The sequence below is a fragment of the Flavonifractor sp. An10 genome, assembly GCF_002161215.1.
Classification (GTDB): Bacteria; Bacillota; Clostridia; order Oscillospirales; family Oscillospiraceae; genus Flavonifractor; species Flavonifractor avistercoris.
This window is the reverse complement of record NZ_NFMB01000008.1, coordinates 47,472-67,093: the sequence shown is the minus strand read 5'-3', so window position 1 is coordinate 67,093 and position 19,622 is coordinate 47,472. Positions and strand designations below refer to the sequence as shown.

The following is a 19,622-nucleotide window of genomic DNA, read 5'->3' as shown; positions in this document are numbered from 1 at the left end:
GCCCACAACAAGCGTTTTTGCCCTGGCAAAAACCTTGGCGCAAGGCGGAATTCACTTCCGCCGCGCAAATTCAGAGCCCGGGGCCCCCATGGAACCCACGGTTCCATGGGGAACGACGCCCTGCCCGCCTCCCTGCGGGAGACCGGCGGCGGCGGCCTGGCCGCCACCCCCACGGGGAGAAGGATCGCGGAGCAGATGTAGGGCGCGGCATCCCTGACGCGCCGCCCGTTTTGGCAGAAGCGAAAAGGAGAAAAAAACCATGCTGCAATTCAACCATTTCAATTTCAACGTGCTGGATCTCGACCGCTCCCTGGCCTTTTACAGGCAGGCCCTGGAGCTGGAGGCGGTGGAGGAGAAGACCGCCGCCGACGGCTCCTTCAAGCTGGTGTATCTGGGGGACGGGGAGACCGGCTTCCGCCTGGAGCTGACCTGGCTGAGAGACCGCACCGAGCCCTACGACCTGGGGGAGGGGGAGTTCCACCTGGCCTTTCTCACCGACCGGTTTGACGAGCTGCTGGCGCGCCACAGGGCCATGGGCTGCGTCTGCTTTGAGAACCCGGATATGGGCATCTACTTCATCGAGGATCCGGACGGCTACTGGATTGAGATCGTCCCGGAGCGGGCGTGAGCCATGGGTAAGACGGCAGGCGGCCGCCTGGCCTGGGCGGATCTCCTCCGCATGGCGGCCCTGCTGGCCTGCCTGATGGTGTGGCTGGCGGAGGAGGGGCTGGCGGGGAGCGCATTGGGTTCCGCATCCTGGCAGGCCTATCAGCTTTATAACAGCCTGCTGCGCTGGTGCGTGCCCGTCTTTGCCATGCTCTCGGGCATGTTCCTGCTGGAGCCCAGGACAGGGCTCACCCTGCCCCGGCTGCTGCTGGGCCGGGTGCTGCGGGTGCTGATTGCCATTGTGCTGTGGGGCGCCGTCTACCGGCTGGCGGACGGCCTGCTTTCCGGCGGGCGGTTCGGCTGGGGGCTGGCGGCCTCCGCCCTGTCCGCCGCCCTGAGGGCGGACACCCACGAATGGCTGTGGTTCCTCTATGTCATCCTGGGCCTCTACCTGGTGACGCCGGTGCTCCGGGCCTTTGTCCGGGGGGCCGGCCGCGGGGATTTCCACGTGTTCTTCCTGCTGGTGTTTGTTATCGCCTTCCTGCTGCCCACCCTGCTGGAGCTGTGGCCCAACGGGGAGGTCAGCCGGTGGCTGGACAAGCTGGACATCCACCTGGTGCTGGGCTTTGCGGGCTACTACGTGCTGGGCTACTATCTGAAGGCCTACACCCTGAGCCGTCCGGCGGAGTATCTGGTCTACCTGCTGGGCGCGCTGGGCGCGGCGGTGACCGTGGGGGGCACCTGGGCCCTCTCCCTCCGGCGGGGGGAGACGGTGACCGCCCTGTGCGGCTTCACCAGCCCCTGCGTGGCCCTCACCGCTTTGGCGGTGTGCGTGCTCTTCCGCTATGTGCTGGGGGTGAGCGATGAGCGCTCCCGCCGGCAGCGGATGTCCGGCGCGGCCCGGGCTGCCCTGGGCGCCTATCTGTTCGCCGGGCTGCTCCGGCTGCTGCTGAACCACTTCGGCGTGACGGCGTTTTCCCTGCCCGCCGCCCTGTCCCCCCTGGCGTGGGGGCTGGGGCTGCTGCTGGTATCCCTGGCGGCGGCGTGGCTGGTGTCCAAAATCCCCCTGCTGGGGCCCTATCTCATGTAAGGCGGTGTCGCTGTGCTCTTTTCCAGTTCCGTATTCCTCTTCCTGTTTCTCCCCCTGGTTCTGCTGATCTACTACCTGCCCCTGCGGCGGTGGCGGCAGGGACAGAACGTGTTCCTCCTGCTGGCCTCCCTGGGCTTCTATGCCTGGGGGGAGCCCTGGTTCGTGCTGGTGATGATCGCCTCCATCCTGGCCAACTACGGCTTCGGCCTGTGGGTGGACGCCTGCAAGCGGGCGGGCCGCTCCTGCCGGCCCCCCATCGTGGCGGCGGTGACGGCCAATCTGGGTATCCTCTTTGTATTCAAATACCTGACCTTTACCCTGGGGATTCTCAACAGCCTGGGGGCACACTTCGTCATCCCCGGCATCGAGCTGCCCATCGGCATCTCCTTCTTTACCTTCCAGGCCCTGAGCTATGTGCTGGACGTCCACCGGGATCGGGGCCAGGTGCAGAAATCCCCCCTGAAGGTGGGGCTGTACATCTCCTTCTTTCCCCAGCTCATCGCCGGCCCCATCGTCAAGTATGAGACGGTGGCCGAGCAGATCGACCACCGGCAGGAGAGCTGGGACGACTTCGCCGCCGGCTGCGCCCGGTTCATCGCCGGCCTGGGCAAGAAGGTGCTCATCGCCAACCAGGTGGCCGTGGTGGCCGACCGGGCCTTCGGCAGGGGGGACACGGGGCTCACCGCCGGTTTTGCCTGGCTGGGGGCCATCTGCTACACCCTGCAGATCTACTACGACTTCTCCGGCTACTCCGACATGGCCATCGGCCTTGGCAAGATGTTCGGCTTCCACTTCCTGGAGAACTTCAACTACCCCTACATCTCCAAATCCATCACCGAGTTCTGGCGGCGGTGGCACATCTCCCTGTCCACCTGCTTCCGGGACTATGTGTACTTCCCCCTGGGGGGCAGCCGGGTGAGCTCCAAATGGAAGCACATCCGCAACCTGTTCGTGGTGTGGCTGCTCACCGGCGTGTGGCACGGGGCCAACTGGACTTTCATCGCCTGGGGCCTGCTCTACTTCGTGCTGCTGGTGCTGGAGAAATACGGGCATCTGGGCCGTGGCTGGCCGGTGTGGCTGAACTGGCTGTTCACCCTCCTGATGGTGAACTTCGCCTGGGTGATCTTCCGGGCGGACAGCCTGCCTGCCGCCTGGCACTATATCCAGGCCATGTTCGGCTTTTCCAGCGGCGACGGGGCGGGCCTGGCCCTGCTGTATCTGCGGGAGAACTGGACGGTGCTGCTGGCCGGGGTGGTGTTCGCCGCGCCGGCGGCCCCCAGGCTGCGGGACTGGCTGGCCAAAAAGGGCTGGCCCCTGACGGATCTGCTCTACGCCGTGGGGGCGGCCGCGGTGTTCCTGGTGTCCGCCGCCTTCATCATCAAGGGCACCTACAACCCCTTTATCTACTTCAATTTCTAAAGGAGTGTGAGCCATGAGACGACGCAATACCATCACCGCTGTGGTGTTCCTGCTGGCGGTGGCGGCGGGCTTTGTCCTGCTGCTCACCTCCTTCTTCGGCGGGGAGGGAAAGTTTGAGACCCTGCTCAAGAGCTTCGTCCGGGAGCGGGACGTGATGACCTTTGTGGACGGGGCGGAGAGCGCCGTCAACCAGGATCTGGATCGGGAGCACTGGTTCATCCAGCTCTACGGGGGCGTCCAGCGTCTGTCCGGCCGGCGGATCGTGGAGGACGCGGTGAGCGAGAACACGGTGGCAAAGCTGTCCAACGGAGCGCTGAACTTTGTGAACATGGGCACCCACGTGTGGGTGGGCCCCCAGACCACGGAAAATGCCGCCAATACCGCGGCGTTTGCCCGGGAGCTGGAGGAGCTGGGCATCCCCTACCTCTACCTGTGTGCCCCCCAGAAGCTCCAGCGGGGGGTGCAGCTGCTGCCCGCCCCCCTGGCGGAGAGCGGCAACGCCAGCGCCGACGCCTTTCTGGAGGAGCTGGACAGGCAGGGGACGGACTATCTGGATCTCCGCCCCCTCTTTGAGAACAACGGCATCTACTCCAGCTGGTTTTTCAAGACCGACCACCACTGGAAGCCGGAGGCGGCCTTCTTCGCCTGGCAGGAGCTGGCCGGCGTGCTGGAGGACTGCTACGGCTTCCGCACCAGCCCGGGCCTGACCGACCCCGCCAGCTGGAGCACCCAGGTGCTGGAGGACTTCTTCCTGGGCAGCCAGGGCAAGCGGGTGGGCTCCCTCTATGCCGGGGCGGACGACATCACCCTCTACACCCCCCTGTTCGACACCAACCTGACCTACGCCTGTGAGGCCTACGGCTTCTCCCGCACCGGCCCCTTCGAGACCTCCGTGTGCTTCCCGGAGCGGGTGGCGGAGCGGGACTGGTTCAACGGCAACCCCTACACCTACTATTCCGGGGGCGACTACCCCATCGCCGCCATCACCAACCACAACAACCCGGACGGGCCCCGGATCGTCATGCTGCGGGACTCCTTCGCCTGTGCCCTGGCCCCCTTCCTGTCCCTGTCCTGCTCGGAGCTGATTACCATCGATCTGCGCCATTTTGACGGAGATCTGATGGAGACCATCGGGGCATACGACCCCGACCTGGTGCTCACCCTCTACACGGCCAGCACCACCGGCCTGGAGAACATGTTCCAGTTTGACAAGACGGAGGGATAACTGTTGCATACCGTGAAATCCCCCTCCCTGCGGCGGCTGGACTGGCACTACATCGCCATGCAGATGGGCTTCTGGGCCATGTTCGCCGCCATCGTGGCCTACCAGACCGCCTTGCTGCTGGAGCGGGGCTTTACCAACGGCGAGGCGGGGCTGATGACCTCGGTGCGCTGCCTGGCGGGCATCGTGTTCCAGCCCCTGCTGGGCGGCTTTGCCGACCGGCACCCCGGCGTGCCCCTCAAGGGCATCGTGGGCGTGTCCCTGGCCCTCTCCCTGGCCGCCGGAGTGTGGTACTGGGCCGAGCCGGCCATGGGCCTGGCCCAGACCGCCCTGGTGTGGGTGGTCATCGGCGGGCTGGGCGTGTCCTCCTACCCCCTGATGGACGCCATGGCCGTGCAGTTCATCAACGACGGCGTGCCCATCCGGTACAGCCTGGGCCGGGGGCTGGGCTCCCTGGCCTATGCGGTGGTGTGCGTGCTGCTGGGCCTGCAGGTGGGGCAGTGGGGGGTGGAGACCACCCTGGTCACCTTCCTGCTCCTGACCGCGGCGGAGATCGCCCTGGTGTTCACCTACCCCACCTGGCATCCCAAGGCCCCGGCGGAGGGCCGGGCCGCGGCGGAGCGGCCCCAGTCGGCCCTCTCCCTGCTGCGGAGCAACCCCCGGTTCACCCTCATGCTGGCGGGGGTGCTCTTCGGCCTCACCGCCGTGCTCCCTCTGTCCAACTTCCTGGTGAACGTGATCCTCAGCCGGGGCGGCACCGCCGCGGATCTGGGCCTGGCCATGTTCCTCATGGGCGGCTTCGAGCTGCCCGCCGCCTTCCTGTTCCCCAAGCTGCTGCGGAGGCTGGGCAGCGGGCGGATCCTGGTGCTGAGCATGGCGTTCTGCACCCTGAAGGGGGTAGCCCTGCTGCTCACCTGGAACCTGGCCGGGGTGCTGCTGTGCCAGCCGCTGCAGATGCTGGGCTACGGCCTGTTCACCCCCGCGTCGGTGTACTTCGTCAACGAGTCGGTGCCCCCTGCCGACCGGGTGCGGGGCCAGACCATCATGATGGTGGCCTCCAACGGCCTGGGCGGCATGCTGGGCGGCATGCTGGCCGGCTTCACCCTGGATCTGGGGGGCGCCAACTGGATGCTGGCCGGGTGCGTGGCCTGCGGCTGCGTCAGCGTCCTGCTCTGCCTGCTGGCCCTTCCCAGGAAGAGGGGCCGGAGCGGCTAGGGCTTGTTTGAAACATGTCAACATGCCCAATCGGCGGGCCTTTTGCCCCCTGGACGGCGCAATTTTTCCTTGAAATCCGTCGGGATTTCTGCAAAAAAACGGCCTGCCGGCGGCCCAAAATCCCCCCTGCTGGGCACATTGCCAATTTTCAGACAAGCCCTGAAATTTTTACAAAATCGCACTTCCAAAATCGGGCCGGATGGTGTATGATAGCACCGTATTTCGGCTTAAAGCAAGAGACGATCAAATACCCAACGGAGGTATGGATATGAACCTGAGAAAGACCAAGATTATCTGCACCCTGGGCCCCGCGGTGGACAATCCGGAGACCATGCAGAAGCTCATCCGAAACGGCATGAACGCCGCCCGCTTCAACTTCTCCCACGGCTCCCACGCCGAGCAGCTGGCCCGGCTGACCATGTTCAAGAAGGTGCGGGACACCCTGGGCGCCCCGGTGGCCACCATTCTGGACACCAAGGGCCCGGAGATCCGCATCAGAACCTTTGCCGACGGCCCCATCAACCTGGCTCAGGGGCAGTCCTTTACCCTTACCACCGACGACGTGCCCGGTGACGAGCACCAGGTGTCCGTCACCTACGAGAACCTGCACAACGAGGTGGGCCCCGGCTGCCGCATCCTGGTGGATGACGGCCTCATCGAGCTGCGGGTTCAGAAGGTGGAGGGCCACGCCATCCACTGCGAGGTGGAGAACGGCGGCTCCCTGTCCAGCAACAAGTCCATCAACATCCCCGACGTGCACATCCTGCTGCCCTCCCTCACCGACAAGGATCGGGAGGATCTGAAGTTCGCGGTGGAGAACGAGTTCGACTTCATCGCCGCCTCCTTTGTCCGCAAGGCCAGCGATGTGGAGGACATCCGGGCCGAGCTGCACAAGCACGGCGGCGACAACATCCGCATCATCGCCAAGATCGAGAACCGGGAGGGCGTGGAGAACCTGGACGCCATCATCGCCGCCTCCGACGGCATCATGGTGGCCCGGGGCGACCTGGGCGTGGAGATCCCCGCCCACGAGGTGCCCATCCTCCAGAAGAAGATGATCAAGGCGGGCACCCGCGCCGGTCTGCCCGTCATCACCGCCACTCAGATGCTGGACTCCATGATCCGCAACCCCCGTCCCACCCGGGCCGAGGTGTCCGACGTGGCCAACGCCGTGTTCGACGGCACCTCCTGCGTCATGCTCTCCGGTGAGACCGCCTCCGGCAAGTACCCCATCGAGGCCCTGGCCACCATGGTGGACACCGTGGTGGCGGCGGAGGAGGCCATCGACTACTGGGGCCGGTTCCGGGAGCGGAGCCTGCTGCCCGCCATCTCCACCATCAGCGACGCCATCACCCACACCTGCTGCCTGACCGCCATGGATCTCAACGCCACGTGCATCCTGGCGCCCACCCGCTCCGGCTACACCGCCAAGGTCATCTCCCGCTTCCGTCCGGCCTGCCCCATTGTGGCCCTGTGCCAGAGCGAGTCCACCCGGCGGCAGCTGGCCGTCTCCTGGGGCGTGCATCCCTTCCTGTCCGGCGAGGTGGACTCCACCGACCGGATGTTCTCCCTGGCCGTGGATGTGGCCCGCAAGGAGGGCGCCATCAAGCCGGGCGACACGGTGGTCATCACCGCCGGCGTGCCCCTGGGCCAGTCCGGCACCACCAACCTCATCAAGGCCCAGATCGTGGAGGAGGGCCTCTAAGTCATTCAAAAAGGTGGCGAAGCCACCGTTGCGCCAGTCTAAGGCGGCCCGGCTGAAAAGCCGGGCCGCCCTTTTCATCCGCGCATACCATGGAGGTGGAGGGATGGAGATGGAAAACCGGATTCTCCGCCGCCTGGAGGGGCGGCTGGGGGCGCAGCCCGACGTGACGTGGCTGCTCACCCTGTTCACGGTGCTGCCTCTGGACACCTACACCCTGCCCGAGTGGAACGAGGCCCTCTCCGCCGCCCTGGGGCGGCGGATCCTCTGCCCCTCCTACCGGGTGCTGAATGAGTATTTACACCGGGCCGTTTTGGGGTTACAATGAGCTTACGGAACCAAAGATACAAAAGGAGGTGCCCCATGAAACTGACCTTTTTCGGCGCGGCCCATGCCGTCACCGGCAGCTGCCACTGCGTGGAGTGCGGCGGCAAGAAGATCCTGGTGGACTGCGGATTGCAGCAGGGCCGGGATGAAAAGGACAACCAGGCCCTGGACTTCAACGCCGGGTACATCGACGCGGTGGTGGTGACCCACGCCCACATCGACCACTCCGGCCGCATCCCCCTGCTGGTGAAGCAGGGCTTCGCCGGCAACATCTACTGCACCCGCCTGACGGGCCAGCTGCTGAGCATCATGCTGCGGGACTCCGCCCACATCCAGGAGAGCGATGCCCAGTGGGCCAACCAGAAGGGCCGGCGCGCCGGGGAGGAGCCGGTGGAGCCCCTGTACACCGTGGCGGACGCGGAGGAGGCTGTCCGGCACGTGGTCACCTGTGAGTACGGCACCACCCTCCAGATCGCCGACGGGGTGAAGATCCGCTTTGTGGACGCGGGCCACCTGCTGGGCTCCTCCAGCGTGGAGATGTGGCTCACCGAGGGGGGAGAGACCCGGAAGGTGGTGTTCTCCGGCGACATTGGCAACCGGGATCAGCCCATCATCCGGGATCCCCAGTACATCGGGGACGCCGACTACGTCCTCACCGAGAGCACCTACGGTGACCGGCTCCACGACATGAGCCAGAAGCCGGACTACACCGCCGACCTGGCCGCCATCATCGACGAGACCCTGGGCCAGGGGGGCAACGTGATCATCCCCTCCTTCGCCGTGGGCCGCACCCAGGAGCTGCTCTACTTCATCCGGGAGATGAAGGAGCAGAACCTGGTGAAGAGCGTGCCCAACTTCACCGTGGTGGTGGACTCCCCCCTGGCCGGCGAGGCCACCCGCATCTTCTCCGGCGATCTCCACGGCTACCTGGACGAGGAGGCCATCGCCGCCCTGAAGGGCGGGGCCCTGTTCCAGTTCCCCGGCCTCACCATCACCGAGAGCAGCGAGGAGTCCAAGGCCCTCAACGCCGACCCCGCCCCCAAGGTGATCATCTCCGCCTCCGGCATGTGCGACGCCGGCCGCATCCGCCACCACCTGAAGCACAACCTGTGGCGGCCGGAGTGCGCCATCGTCTTTGTGGGCTATCAGGCGGAGGGCAGCCTGGGCCGGCGGCTCCTCAACGGCGTCAGCACGGTCAAGCTCTTCGGCGAGGAGATCGCCGTCCGGGCGAAGATCGTCCGCTTCCACGGCCTGTCCTCCCACGCCGACCGGGACGGCCTGCTGCGGTGGATCGAGGCCTACAACCCCAGGCCCCGGCAGGTCTTCGTGGTTCACGGCGACCAGGAGGTCACCGAGGTCTACGCCAACACCCTGCGCCAGCGTGGGCTGGACGCCCACGCCCCCAACTACGAGGAGGTCTACGACCTGCTGACCAACCGGATGCTCTCCCCCGGCCTGCCCCCGGAGAAGAAGCAGGCCGCCCCGGCCGCAGGCTCCCCGGCGTACCAGCGCCTGGAGGAGGTGGGCCGCAGGCTCATGGAGGTCATCGCCCACAACAAGGGCGGCACCAACAAGGATCTGGGCAAGTTCGCCGACCAGCTGCGCGCCCTCATCGAAAAGTGGGATCGCTGAGGCCGGAGGGACGGCCCGGCCGAACCGGATTACAAAAAGGAGGATCCCCGGCCTGTATGTACAGGCCGGGGATCCTCCTTTTTGCTCCGCCGGCACACTCCGGCGCCGGACATGACTAAGGGGGCCCTCCGTCGGATGGCCCCCGGGTTCCCGTTCTCTGAAGTTCAGCGGATCGAAGCAGTGGTGTTCTCCCGCTCGCGCTGCCGGATTTCCAGGCGGCGCATCACGTACAGGGAATCGGTGACCACCTTCAGCGGCTTGGAGAAGTCCAGCGTGAAAAGCCCCAGGAAAGAGCGGGCGTCCACCCGGATGGTGTCGTCCTCATTGGCAATATATACGGGCTTATCCGCCTGGAGGGCCAGCTGCTGGAACGTGGCCAGCTCCGCGATGGAGTCAAACTTGATATCGAAAACCATAAATCATACCTCCTTTATGGGATGGCTAAAGTATAATATAGCCGGCGGCAAAATACAATGGGCATACTCACCGAAATCCGCGGGAAAGGGACGCGCTGTTCCATGCAAAACCATTGTGGCAGATTGCTAAATGTGAAGAACATATGAAATTTTCGTAAATAAACACATTAAGGTTTTGCTTAATGCGGATTCGAGCAGATTAACGCGCTGTTTGAGTGAAGTAAGCCATATTATTGACATATGCCAGAAACGTGCTATAATACGATCTGACGAATAAACCACACAGCGGTTTATTCGCGCGACACAGCCGCGCACAGCCAGAAACGGAGGAGATCCCATGCCCAGGCCCAAGAAATGCCGCCGCATCTGTGCCCTGCCCCGGTGCAGCCGCTTCGGCCCCCTGGACGGGGCGGCGGAGGGCAGTGTGGCGCTGGCCCTGGAGGAGCTGGAGGCCATCCGCCTGCTGGATCTGCTGGGCTGCACCCAGGAGGAGTGCGCCGGGCAGATGGGGGTGGCCCGCTCCACCGTGCAGCAGGTATACGACGCCGCCCGGCGCAAGCTGGCCCTGGCCCTGGTGGAGGGGCGGGAGCTGGTGATCGCCGGCGGCAGCTACGAGCTGTGCCCCCATGCGGCGGGGTGCGCCGGCCGGGACTGCGCCCGGCGGGACTGCCCACGGGGGCGCTGCGGCTGCGGAACCTGCCATCGGCCCATTCAATATAAGGAGGATGTTTGAGATGAAAATCGCGGTAACCTATGAAAACGGACAGGTGTTCCAGCACTTCGGCCACACGGAGCAGTTCAAGCTCTATGAGGTGGAGGACGGCCGGGTGGTGTCCAGCCAGGTGGTGGACACCAACGGCAGCGGCCACGGCGCCCTGGCCGGCTTCCTGCGGGAGTACGGGGTGGACGCCCTGATCTGCGGCGGCATCGGCGGCGGAGCCCGGAACGCCCTGGCCCAGGTCGGCATCCAGCTCTACCCCGGCGCCTCCGGCGGCGCCGACGCCCAGGTGGAGGCCCTGCTGGCCGGCCGGCTGAGCTACGACCCCGACACCGTCTGCGCCCACCACGACCACGGCGAGGGCCATGACTGCGGCCATCACCATGACCACGACTGCGGCCAGGGCTCCTGCGGCAGCAATTGATTCGAATCGGAAAAATTCACAAAATAAGCTGTGACAACCGGCTGACTTCGTGGTATAATCAACATACAGAGGACGGCCAGCCGCCCGCTGTACCATAACCCTCCCCGGAGGGTGGAAGGAGCTGAAAACTATGAAGTTCGTGTTCACAGACAAAAAGGTCAACCTGCCCAACAAGGTTCACGCCTACGCGGAGAAAAAGGTGGGCAAATTAGACCGTTATTTTAAGGCGGATACGGAGGCCGCCGTGGTCTTCAGCGTGGAGAAGGGCCGCAACAACGTGGAGCTGACCATCCGCTCCGGCGGCACCATCATCCGTGTGGCCGAGAGCACCTCCGATATGTTTGCCACCATCGACGCCGCGGTCTCCTCCGTGGAGCGTCAGCTGCGCAAGAACAAGGCCCGGCTGGAGAAGCGCCTGCGCCAGGACGCCTTCTCCCGTTCGGTGGATGTGGAGGAGATGTCCTCCTTCGCCCCCGAGGGGGAGGAAGAGGAGGAGTTCCGGATCGTCCGCACCAAGCGCTTCCCCATCAAGCTGATGACGGTGGAGGAGGCGGTGCTCCAGATGAACCTGGTGGATCACACCTTCTTCGCCTTCAAGAACGCCGACGACGACGGCTCCTTCGCCGTGGTCTACAAGCGCAACGACGGCGGCTACGGCCTCATTGAGGACGACACCTGAGACACATAATCCCTGCGTAAAACCGGGCCCCGGACGGCAAAGCCGTCCGGGGCTCTTTTTTGCGCTCACAGCAGCCGGAACCGTTCCAGCTTCTGGTAGAGGGCGGTGCGGGAGATCCCCAGCGCCCGGGCGGCCATCGAGCGGTTGCCCCTCGCCCAGGCCAGGGCCCCCTCCACGGCGGCACGCTCCTGCTCCGCCAGGGTGCGGGGCGGCCCGGCGGTGCCTGCGGGGGTCTCCGGCGCCGGCCCGGCCAGGGGATCGGAAACCCCGAAGGCCTCGTTATAGCTGCGCTGGCCGACGGTCAGCTCGGTCACCACCCGCTCCCCGGTGATCAGCACCCCGTCGTAGAACACCAGCCAGCGGCCCACCAGGTTTTTCAGCTGGCGCACATTGCCCGGCCAGGCGTACCGCTGGAGATAGAGCATGGCCTGTGAGGTGAGATGGAGGCGGCCCCCCTTCTGGGCGCACAGGTGGTCAATGAGCATGGGGATGTCCTCCGGCCTGGCCCGCAGCGGGGGCAGGTAGAGCTCAATGGCGGACAGGCGGTAGTAGAGATCCGCCCGGAAGGCCCGCCGCTCGCTCATGGCCAGCAGGTTCTGGTTGGTGGAGGCGATGATCCCCGCCCGCAGGGGGATGCTCTCCCGGCCGCCCACCCGCTCAAACTCCCGGGACTCCAGCACCCGCAGCAGCTTGGACTGCATGTTCAGATCCATGTCCCCGATCTCGTCCAGCAGGATATCCCCGTCCCCCGCCAGCTGGAACTTGCCCAGGCGGGTCTCGGTGGCCCCGGTGAAGGCGCCCTTCTCATGGCCGAAGAGCTCCGCCTCCATCAGCTGCTCCGGAATGGCGGTGCAGTTGATGGTGACGTAGGGGGCGGGGCGGCCCCGGTGGCGCTCGGCATGGATGCCGCCGGCGATGATCTCCTTGCCGGTGCCCGTCTCCCCCAGGATCAGCACGCTCTCCCCGCTGTTGGCCGCCTTGCGGGCCTTTTCCAGCAGATCCTTCACCGCGGGGCTCTCCCCCCGGAAATCCTCCAGGTTGTAGCCGCTGTCGATGCGGGACAGCCCCCGGTAGAGCCCCTGAAAGCCCTCGTCCTGGTCGCTGATGCGGGTGGCCACCCGCTTGAGCCGGGCCAGGCTGCGCACCGTGATGGTGCCCACCACGCCGATGATCCCCTCCCCGTCGGAGACGGGGAAAAGGCTGGACAGGCACTGCCGGCCGTGGAGCTCCAGCAGCAGATCCAGCTGGGGCCGGCCGGAGCGGAGCACCGCCTCAAAGGGGGAGACCTGGTCGATGACGGAGACGTGCTGCCCGATCAGCTCCTTCTGATCCGACGCGGTGATATAGAGGATCCGGCAGTCCCGATCCAGCAGGATGCCGTTGTCAAAGAGGCTGTCCAGCATCCGATCCAGGGCGCCGCCCCGGGTGCGCAGCTCCGTCTCGGAGAGATAGAGGGTATTCACCATACCACCACCTGTACAGATTTCTTACATTTATCCTAGCATATGTACAGAAAAAAGACAATTCATTTTCGCAAAACCGGGGGCAGGAGACGGGTTACAATCAAAATTTTGCATACGGCCCCAGGGAATCCGGGCATCGGCGGAAAAGTTGGCCCTCCTTTTGCATAACAGGGAGGCAGAAGTCTTCCACAACAGCAAAGGAGTGTATCAGTCATGAGTCAGCGTCCTGTATTGACCCCGGAAGAGCGCGCCCTGCCCTACGCCAAGTTCTACGACCTGCCCATCACCCCCATCCCGGGGGAAAAGATTGCCATCCTGGAGGGCGGCCCCATCGACCCCGCTCTGGCCCTGAAGATTGAGGATCGCAACGAGCTGTTCCGGCCCGGCTACCTGCCCTGTGAGATCGGCTGGTGCGTCATGCCCAACGGCACCGGCTATCTGGCCAACAAGACCGAGATGCCCGGCGTTACCCCCGAGATGTTCGAGTGGTGGTTCGCCTGGCACAGCCTGGAGGATCTCCGCTACCGCATCTGGGATCCCGAGGATCACTACTACGCCCGCCAGCAGAACCGGGCCAAGACCCTGGATCAGAGTCTGCCCATGCGGGAGCGCACCTGGGGCACCTGCCACCACGTGAAGGAGGACATCGGCGGCGGCCCGGACGAGCTGATCCTGGAGTTCCGCTATCCCCACGAGCTGGGCTACGAGGAGGAGAAGGTGGGCACCGACGCCTGCGCCGCCCTGATTTGTGCCAACGGCCACGGGCCCGTGCCCGGCCAGGGCGTGGCCGCCATCATGACCCACTTTGTGCGGGAGATCCCCGGCGGCATCGAGCTGCGCTCCCGGTTCTGGATCGGCTACGGCCTGGTGGACGGGCAGCTGGTCAAGCTGGTGCCCGACGGCGTCTCCGTGCCCCCCGAGGTGCCCATGGGCCTGTTTGCCCACAACCTGAAGGAGTTCGGCCACCTGGCCACCATCCTGCCCCAGGTCTACGCGGAAAACAAGGACAACTGGTAATCGACTGTTCGAGGAGGAACCGACTATGTGCAAAAAGAGTAAATTCCCCCTGGTATTCAACATCTTCCTGGCCTTCTTCATCACCCTGGTGGTGACCCTCTTTGTCCAGGCCGGGCAGGGCACCCTGTCCGTGCCCACCTTTGTGGTGGGCATGATCCAGGGCTTCTGCCTCAACCTGACCCTGGAGACCATCATCGACCTGCCCGCCATGGGCAACAGGTTCGTCAAGGCCGTGGGCATCAAGAACCCGGGCGGCGCGGCCGCCTACTTTGTCCGCACCCTGGCCATTGTGTTCGTCATCGTGATCCTCATGAGCTTTATCCTCATGTTCTGCGAGGCCGGCTTCGCCCTGGGCGGCGCCTTCTTCGGCTTTTGGATCACCAAGGTGCCCGCCATCTTTGTGGTGGCCTATGTCACCGCGCTGATCGCCATCGCCCCCTCCATGAAGGCCTCTATGGCCATCTGCTCCAGGGAGGGCTGAGCCCATCCGGCTGCAAACGCACAGACGCCGCGGAAGCTGCGCTTCCGCGGCGTCTGTGCGTTTGCCTGTTAGATCTCCATGTCCAGCAGATAGGAGGACAGGCCCTTGCCGTGCATGTCCACGGACAGAGAGCGGGTCACGCCGCCGCCCAGGGCGGCGTACATGACGAAGTTGAGGGCGTGGATGTTGGGCAGCTCATAGCGAACCACCTCGCCCTTGACCATGCCCTTGAAGTGCTCCTTCACCTTCTCGGCGGTGACCTTCTCACGGAGCAGCTCATAGTCCTTGGGGTCATAGGCGATGAGGGAGATATTGGAGATGTTGCCCTTGTCGCCGGTGCGGGAGTGTGCGATATCCCAGAGTTTCATGACTCAACGCTTCCTTTCTGTACCAGAATCAGACTTCAAACAGCTCGACCTCGGGCTTGACATCGTTGCGATCCACCAGGATGGAGGCCACGGAGACGATGTCGCGGGTGCGCTTGACGGCGCCGCAGCCGCCGGCGGGGCCGTTGGTGTACAGGGCCTCCACCTCGTTGGGCACCAGGTCGGCGACGGCCTTGGTCTTGGCGCGGCCGGCCACCCGGACGCGAACCTCGCTGGGCTCCTGGTTGTATTTGTAGTCCGGGTTCCAGTACAGGCTGTTGCAGCCGATCAGGTCGAACTTCAGCTCGTCGAACTGGCCGGGGGCCACCAGCTCCAGCCGCTCCTTCACGATGTCCAGAGCCATCTTGGCGCGCGCCAGGCAGCCGGGGCCGCCGTAGCTGATCTCGCCGTCGCCGATGAAGCAGTCCTTATAGCCGATGGAGCACTTGAAGGTGTCGGTCTTGGGCTTGCCGGTGGCGCCCTCCACCTGAACCTTGTCCTTCTCCACCTCGGTGAACTTGACCTGCTTGAAGTCGGCCACCACGTCGGGGGTCAGGTAGTTCTCCGGGTCGTGAATCTCATAGACGATCTGCTCGGAGCAGGTCTCCACGGTGACCATGCCGCCGGCCTCGGGCACCTTGGTGACAAAGAAGGAGCCGTCCTCAGCGATCTCCACGATGGGGAAGCCCAGGTGGCCCACGCCGGGTACGTCCTTCTTGCCGGGCTCGGCGAAGTAGCCGCCGGTGACCTGGCCGCCGCACTCCAGCAGGTGGCCCATCATGGTGCCCTTGCCCAGCTTGTCCCAGTCCTCCAGAGACCAGCCGAACTCGTGGATGGCGGGGGCCATGAAGATGGCGGGGTCGGCCACGCGACCGGTGATCACCACGTCGGCGCCCTGCTCCAGGGCCTTCAGGATGCCCTCCACGCCCATGTAGGCGTTGGCGGAGACGATCTCGCCGGGCAGCTTGGACAGAGGCTCGTGGGTCTCCCACACCTCGGTGTCCATGTACTTGTCGATGACGGGCAGCAGATCATCGCCGGTGACACAGGCGATCTTCATGCCGGTCAGGCCGTGCTTGCGGGCGATCTCCACGCACTTCTTGGCCGCGGCCTGGGGGTTGGCGGAGCCCATGTTGGTGATGAGCTTCACCTTGTGCTTCCAGCACAGGGGCAGGGCCTTCTCCATGCGGTGCTCCAGCAGGCCGTTGTAGCCCTTGGTGGGATCCTTCAGCTTGGCCTGCTGGCCGATGGCGATGGTGCGCTCGGCCAGGCACTCGTAGCTGATGTAGTCCAGATTGCCCTTCTCGATGAGCTCCAGGGAGGGCTCCAGGCGGTCGCCGGCGTAGCCCGCGCCGCTGCCGATTCGGATGGTTTTCATTGCGCAGCTTCTTCCTTTCAAAGATTGTTAGGAGGGCGCGGCGCTCCGACGGACTGTGGCCCGCAGGGCCGCCGCGCCCAAGGTCAGACAGGGATTCAGATGGTGATGCCGCCGGTCAGAACGGCCACGACCAGCATGACCAGGGAGACCAGCCACAGGATGGGGATGGTCTTCTTCTGGTGCTCACCCAGATCCACGCCGGCCAGACCCACCAGCAGGAAGGTGGAGGGGGTCAGCGGGGAGACGGGGAAGCCAACGGTCATCTGGCCCAGGATGGCGGCCTGGCCTACGTTGACACCGGCCACGCCGAAGCCCTCGGCGGTCTGGGCCAGCACGGGCAGCACGCCGTAGTAGAAGGAATCGGGGTCAAAGAGCAGGGAGGCGGGCATACCGATGATGCCCACGATGACGGGGAAGAACTTGCCCAGGGAGTGGGGGATGATGGACACCAGGGTGTTGGCCATCTCGGTGATCATGCCGGTGCCGGTCATGATGCCGCAGAAGGCGCCGGCGGCAAAGAGCACGGAGCACATCATGATGGCGCTCTTGGCGTTGGCATCCACACGGGCCTTGGTATCGGCCACCTTGGGGTAGTTGATGACGGTGGCCAGCACGTAGAAGATCATGAACACCACCGCGGGGGCAAAGCCGGAGAACAGCAGGGTGACGATGGCGGCGATGATCAGGATGATGTTGACCCAGAACAGGTGGGGACGGGCCAGCTTCTTCTCCTCTTCGGTGAGCTCGGCCATCTTGAACTCGGCGCTGGTCAGCTTGACGGTGCCCAGGCGGGCCTTCTCACGGGCGCCCAGCAGGGCGGACAGAACCACGTCCAGGGCCAGGCCCACCAGCACAGCGGGGAGCACAGGCATGAACAGCTCGCTTACCACGTCCACGTTCAGGGCGGTGGCGGCGCGGATGGTGGGGCCGCCCCAGGGCAGGATGTTCATGGTGCCGGCGGACATGGCCACGATGGTGGCCAGGGTGGTGCGCTTCATGCCCACGGCGTCATACAGGGGCACCAGCGGGGGCACGCAGATCAGGAAGGTGACCGCGCCGGAACCGTCCAGGTGGACGATCATGGCCAGGATGGAGGTGCCGATGGCGATCAGGATGGGGTTGGTGCCCACCAGCTTGGTGATGCCGCCGATGATGGGGCGGAAGGTGCCGGCATCGGTCAGGATGCCGAAGAACAGGATGGAGAAGATGAACATGACGCCGGTGGCGGCCACGGACAGCAGTCCGTCATCGCCGGCGATCATCCCTCCAAGGCTCTTGACGTTGGCCGCGAAGTTGACCACCCCAGGGGCGCCCTCCGGGTCAGTGACGATGAACGCGCAGGCGATGATGCCGGTGATCAGGGGAACGATGATCAGGGCCACCGCAGGCGACGCTTTCTTGGTCATAATCAGGATAAGCATGGCTATGACCGTGATGAAACCAAGTGCTGCTAGCATGTAGAGACCTCCTCTTTTGAATTAGCAACCTCTCCAATGTTGCCTGTATATGCCTATATGCAAAGCGGATGCCAAAAGAGGAAGAACGATGAAAAAATTTTTCAAAGCCTTGGGGCACAAGGGGATGCGGCGGCGGCAGCGCCCCGGGGGCAGCCGGGGCACAAAAAAGGTTGTTCTAAAATTCTGGAAATAAACCAAATGGTCACCTTGGGCGCGCTCCCCGCACCCCCTGAAACCGCTGCGATTCTAAATTTTTAGAATGGGTTTCCAGAATTTTAGAACTATCCGTTGAGCTTGTTGTACAGGCTGGCCAGGGAGATGCCCAGCTGGGCGGCGGTCTTCTTTTTGCCCTCCAGTCCGGCGCCGTTCTTGTCCAGCAGGCGGCGGATCTCCCGCTTTTCAAAGTTCCGTGTCCTCTGGGCCAGGGTGAGGCCGGCGTCCTCGCTCCGCCGGATCAGATCGCTGGGCAGGGCCGCCCGGTCAATCACCCCGGAGGGGGTGAGATAGGCGGAGAACTCCAGGGCATTGCGCAGCTCCCGCACGTTGCCCGGCCAGTCGTGGGCCTGGAGGCACTCCACCGCGTCGTCGGTGAGGGTGAAGGGGCGGCGGAGCCTGTGTCCCAGCTCGTCCAGGATGGTGCGGGCCAGCAGCGGGATATCGCCGGGCCGCTCCCGCAGGGGCGGGATGTGCAGGGCAAAGGTGTTGAGGCGGTAGTACAGATCCTTCCGGAACTTCCCCTCCGCCACATAGTCGGGCAGGGAGGCGTTGCAGGCGGCGATCACCCGCACGTCGGCCTCCAGCTCCTTGACCGCGCCCACCGGGCGGAACCGCCGCTCCTGGAGGACACGGAGCAGCTTGGCCTGGAGCCCGATGTCCATTTCGGAGATCTCGTCCAGAAAGAGGGTGCCGCCGGCGGCGGCCTCGAAGAGGCCCATCTTGCCGCCCCGCTTGGCACCGGTGAAGGCGCCCTCGGCATAGCCGAAGAGCTCCGACTCCAGCATGTTGGCGTTGAAGTTGGCGCAGTTGATGGCCACGAACACCCCGGCGGAGCGGGCGCCGGCGTTGTGGATGGCCTGGGCGTAGAGCTCCTTGCCCGTGCCGCTCTCCGACTCCAGCAGCACCGTGGCGTCTGTGGCGGCAATGCGCTGGGCCAGCTCCTTCACCTGCATGGCCTCCGGGCTGACGGCCACAATGTCGTCGAAGGTGTACCGGGCGCCGTTGGCCCTGTTGAGGCGGCGGAGCACCTGCTTGCTCCGGGCCTCCGCCGCCTCCAGCTCCTCCTTGGCCTGGTAGGCGTCCTCCAGGAAGGTCACCACCGACACGCCGCCCTTCAGCTCCCCGTCCTCGTAGATGGGGTACATGTTGACGAAATAGAAGTCCTGGATCTCCTGGCGGGTGATGTGGAGGATGGGCTTGCCCGCCTCCAGCACCCCCGGCAGCCGGGCGCCGGGGCGCAGCTCCCGGAGCTTGCAGCCCTCAATGGGGCCGATGTCCCCTCCGGCCTCCTTGTTGAGGAACTCCCGGTAGGCCCGGTTGCCGAAGACAATGCGCCCCTCGGTGTCGATGATGGTAATGCCCTCCCGCATGGCGTCAAATACCGCCCGGGCGTCATCACTCAGGTACATGGCGTTTCCCCCTTTTCACCGCCTGCTGCAATGCCTGCCGGGCAAAGTCAAAAGCCTTGAACAGCAGGGCTTTCAAGGCCCATCGGCTCTGCACAGGCGCTTCCGGCGGCGGCATATCCCCGCCGCCGGAGGATACATTGCAGCAATGGCTGAATTCTTCCCGCAAGCGCCGAAATCGGCGCTTGCGGGAGGAATTGCGCGGCCGTGCCGTGCGAATAGATCCCATAGCGTTTTATTCAGCAGACATTATAATACAGATGCCGCAGAGCCACAAGGGGGCTGTCTGATTCCGGCGCAGAGACGCCGGAGGGATGCCTCAGGCCCGTCTATAAGCCGCTCCACCGCCATTCTCACCTTATCCACGTGTCTCTTTCGCATGCGCACCC

The 19,622-nt window shown here is 64.8% G+C and carries 19 protein-coding genes; 13 read left to right on the top strand and 6 right to left on the bottom strand.

What is annotated here, in order from left to right; all coding sequences use genetic code 11:
* Positions 1-259: 259 nt before the first annotated feature.
* From B5E42_RS14350 to B5E42_RS14315, 8 genes are all read left to right on the top strand, one after another.
* On the top strand, positions 260-628 hold the full coding sequence (locus B5E42_RS14350) for a VOC family protein (protein ID WP_087240854.1): 369 nt from the start codon (positions 260-262) through the stop codon (positions 626-628).
* Positions 629-631: 3 nt separating this feature from the next.
* Positions 632-1,696: an acyltransferase family protein gene (locus B5E42_RS14345; RefSeq protein WP_087240852.1), complete on the top strand. Its 1,065-nt coding sequence runs from the start codon at positions 632-634 to the stop codon at positions 1,694-1,696.
* A gap of 12 nt (positions 1,697-1,708) precedes the next feature.
* Complete coding sequence (locus B5E42_RS14340) at positions 1,709-3,115, top strand: MBOAT family protein (RefSeq protein ID WP_087240850.1); 1,407 nt, start codon at positions 1,709-1,711, stop codon at positions 3,113-3,115.
* Positions 3,116-3,128: 13 nt separating this feature from the next.
* Entirely contained in the window at positions 3,129-4,340 is a 1,212-nt protein-coding gene (locus B5E42_RS14335) for a DHHW family protein (RefSeq protein ID WP_087240848.1), read from the top strand.
* Between the two features lie 12 nt (positions 4,341-4,352).
* Positions 4,353-5,552 carry an MFS transporter gene (locus B5E42_RS14330; RefSeq protein WP_242967177.1) on the top strand — a complete coding sequence of 400 codons (1,200 nt, stop codon included), beginning with the start codon at positions 4,353-4,355 and terminating at the stop codon, positions 5,550-5,552.
* A gap of 268 nt (positions 5,553-5,820) precedes the next feature.
* Positions 5,821-7,257: a pyruvate kinase gene (gene pyk / locus B5E42_RS14325; RefSeq protein ID WP_087240846.1), complete on the top strand. Its 1,437-nt coding sequence runs from the start codon at positions 5,821-5,823 to the stop codon at positions 7,255-7,257.
* Between the two features lie 109 nt (positions 7,258-7,366).
* Complete coding sequence (locus B5E42_RS14320; RefSeq protein ID WP_087241148.1) at positions 7,367-7,582, top strand: hypothetical protein; 216 nt, start codon at positions 7,367-7,369, stop codon at positions 7,580-7,582.
* 35 nt (positions 7,583-7,617) lie between these two features.
* Positions 7,618-9,213, top strand: coding sequence for an MBL fold metallo-hydrolase (locus B5E42_RS14315; protein ID WP_087240844.1), 1,596 nt, complete (start codon positions 7,618-7,620; stop codon positions 9,211-9,213).
* A 164-nt stretch (positions 9,214-9,377) separates the two neighbouring features.
* Here the strand turns inward: B5E42_RS14315 and B5E42_RS14310 are convergent, their stop codons facing one another.
* Entirely contained in the window at positions 9,378-9,629 is a 252-nt protein-coding gene (locus B5E42_RS14310; protein WP_087240843.1) for a hypothetical protein, read from the bottom strand.
* 337 nt (positions 9,630-9,966) lie between these two features.
* Between B5E42_RS14310 and B5E42_RS14305 the strand changes: the two genes are divergently transcribed.
* The 3 genes from B5E42_RS14305 to raiA all read left to right on the top strand — a co-directional run bounded on the left by B5E42_RS14305 (position 9,967) and on the right by raiA (position 11,450).
* Complete coding sequence (locus tag B5E42_RS14305; protein ID WP_087240841.1) at positions 9,967-10,362, top strand: DUF134 domain-containing protein; 396 nt, start codon at positions 9,967-9,969, stop codon at positions 10,360-10,362.
* Between the two features lies 1 nt (position 10,363).
* Positions 10,364-10,771: a NifB/NifX family molybdenum-iron cluster-binding protein gene (locus tag B5E42_RS14300; RefSeq protein ID WP_087240840.1), complete on the top strand. Its 408-nt coding sequence runs from the start codon at positions 10,364-10,366 to the stop codon at positions 10,769-10,771.
* 130 nt (positions 10,772-10,901) lie between these two features.
* On the top strand, positions 10,902-11,450 hold the full coding sequence (raiA, locus tag B5E42_RS14295) for a ribosome-associated translation inhibitor RaiA (protein ID WP_087240838.1): 549 nt from the start codon (positions 10,902-10,904) through the stop codon (positions 11,448-11,450).
* Positions 11,451-11,515: 65 nt separating this feature from the next.
* Here raiA and B5E42_RS14290 read toward each other — a convergent pair whose 3' ends face one another.
* Positions 11,516-12,913: a sigma 54-interacting transcriptional regulator gene (locus tag B5E42_RS14290; protein WP_087241146.1), complete on the bottom strand. Its 1,398-nt coding sequence runs from the start codon at positions 12,911-12,913 to the stop codon at positions 11,516-11,518.
* Between the two features lie 213 nt (positions 12,914-13,126).
* On the opposite strand from B5E42_RS14290, the gene B5E42_RS14285 reads away from it, so the two are divergent.
* Complete coding sequence (locus B5E42_RS14285; RefSeq protein ID WP_087240836.1) at positions 13,127-13,930, top strand: phloretin hydrolase; 804 nt, start codon at positions 13,127-13,129, stop codon at positions 13,928-13,930.
* Positions 13,931-13,955: 25 nt separating this feature from the next.
* Positions 13,956-14,411 carry a hypothetical protein gene (locus B5E42_RS14280; protein WP_087240834.1) on the top strand — a complete coding sequence of 152 codons (456 nt, stop codon included), beginning with the start codon at positions 13,956-13,958 and terminating at the stop codon, positions 14,409-14,411.
* Between the two features lie 68 nt (positions 14,412-14,479).
* Here B5E42_RS14280 and B5E42_RS14275 read toward each other — a convergent pair whose 3' ends face one another.
* The 4 genes from B5E42_RS14275 to B5E42_RS14260 all read right to left on the bottom strand — a co-directional run bounded on the left by B5E42_RS14275 (position 14,480) and on the right by B5E42_RS14260 (position 19,236).
* A complete protein-coding gene (locus tag B5E42_RS14275) occupies positions 14,480-14,779 on the bottom strand; it encodes a hypothetical protein (RefSeq protein WP_087240832.1) in 300 nt (99 codons plus the stop codon).
* A gap of 28 nt (positions 14,780-14,807) precedes the next feature.
* Positions 14,808-16,154 (bottom strand): acyclic terpene utilization AtuA family protein, encoded by a 1,347-nt coding sequence (locus B5E42_RS14270; protein WP_087240830.1) that lies wholly within the window; start codon positions 16,152-16,154, stop codon positions 14,808-14,810.
* 95 nt (positions 16,155-16,249) lie between these two features.
* On the bottom strand, positions 16,250-17,611 hold the full coding sequence (locus tag B5E42_RS14265) for a citrate:proton symporter (RefSeq protein WP_087240828.1): 1,362 nt from the start codon (positions 17,609-17,611) through the stop codon (positions 16,250-16,252).
* Between the two features lie 281 nt (positions 17,612-17,892).
* A complete protein-coding gene (locus tag B5E42_RS14260; protein WP_087240826.1) occupies positions 17,893-19,236 on the bottom strand; it encodes a sigma 54-interacting transcriptional regulator in 1,344 nt (447 codons plus the stop codon).
* Positions 19,237-19,622: the final 386 nt, after the last annotated feature.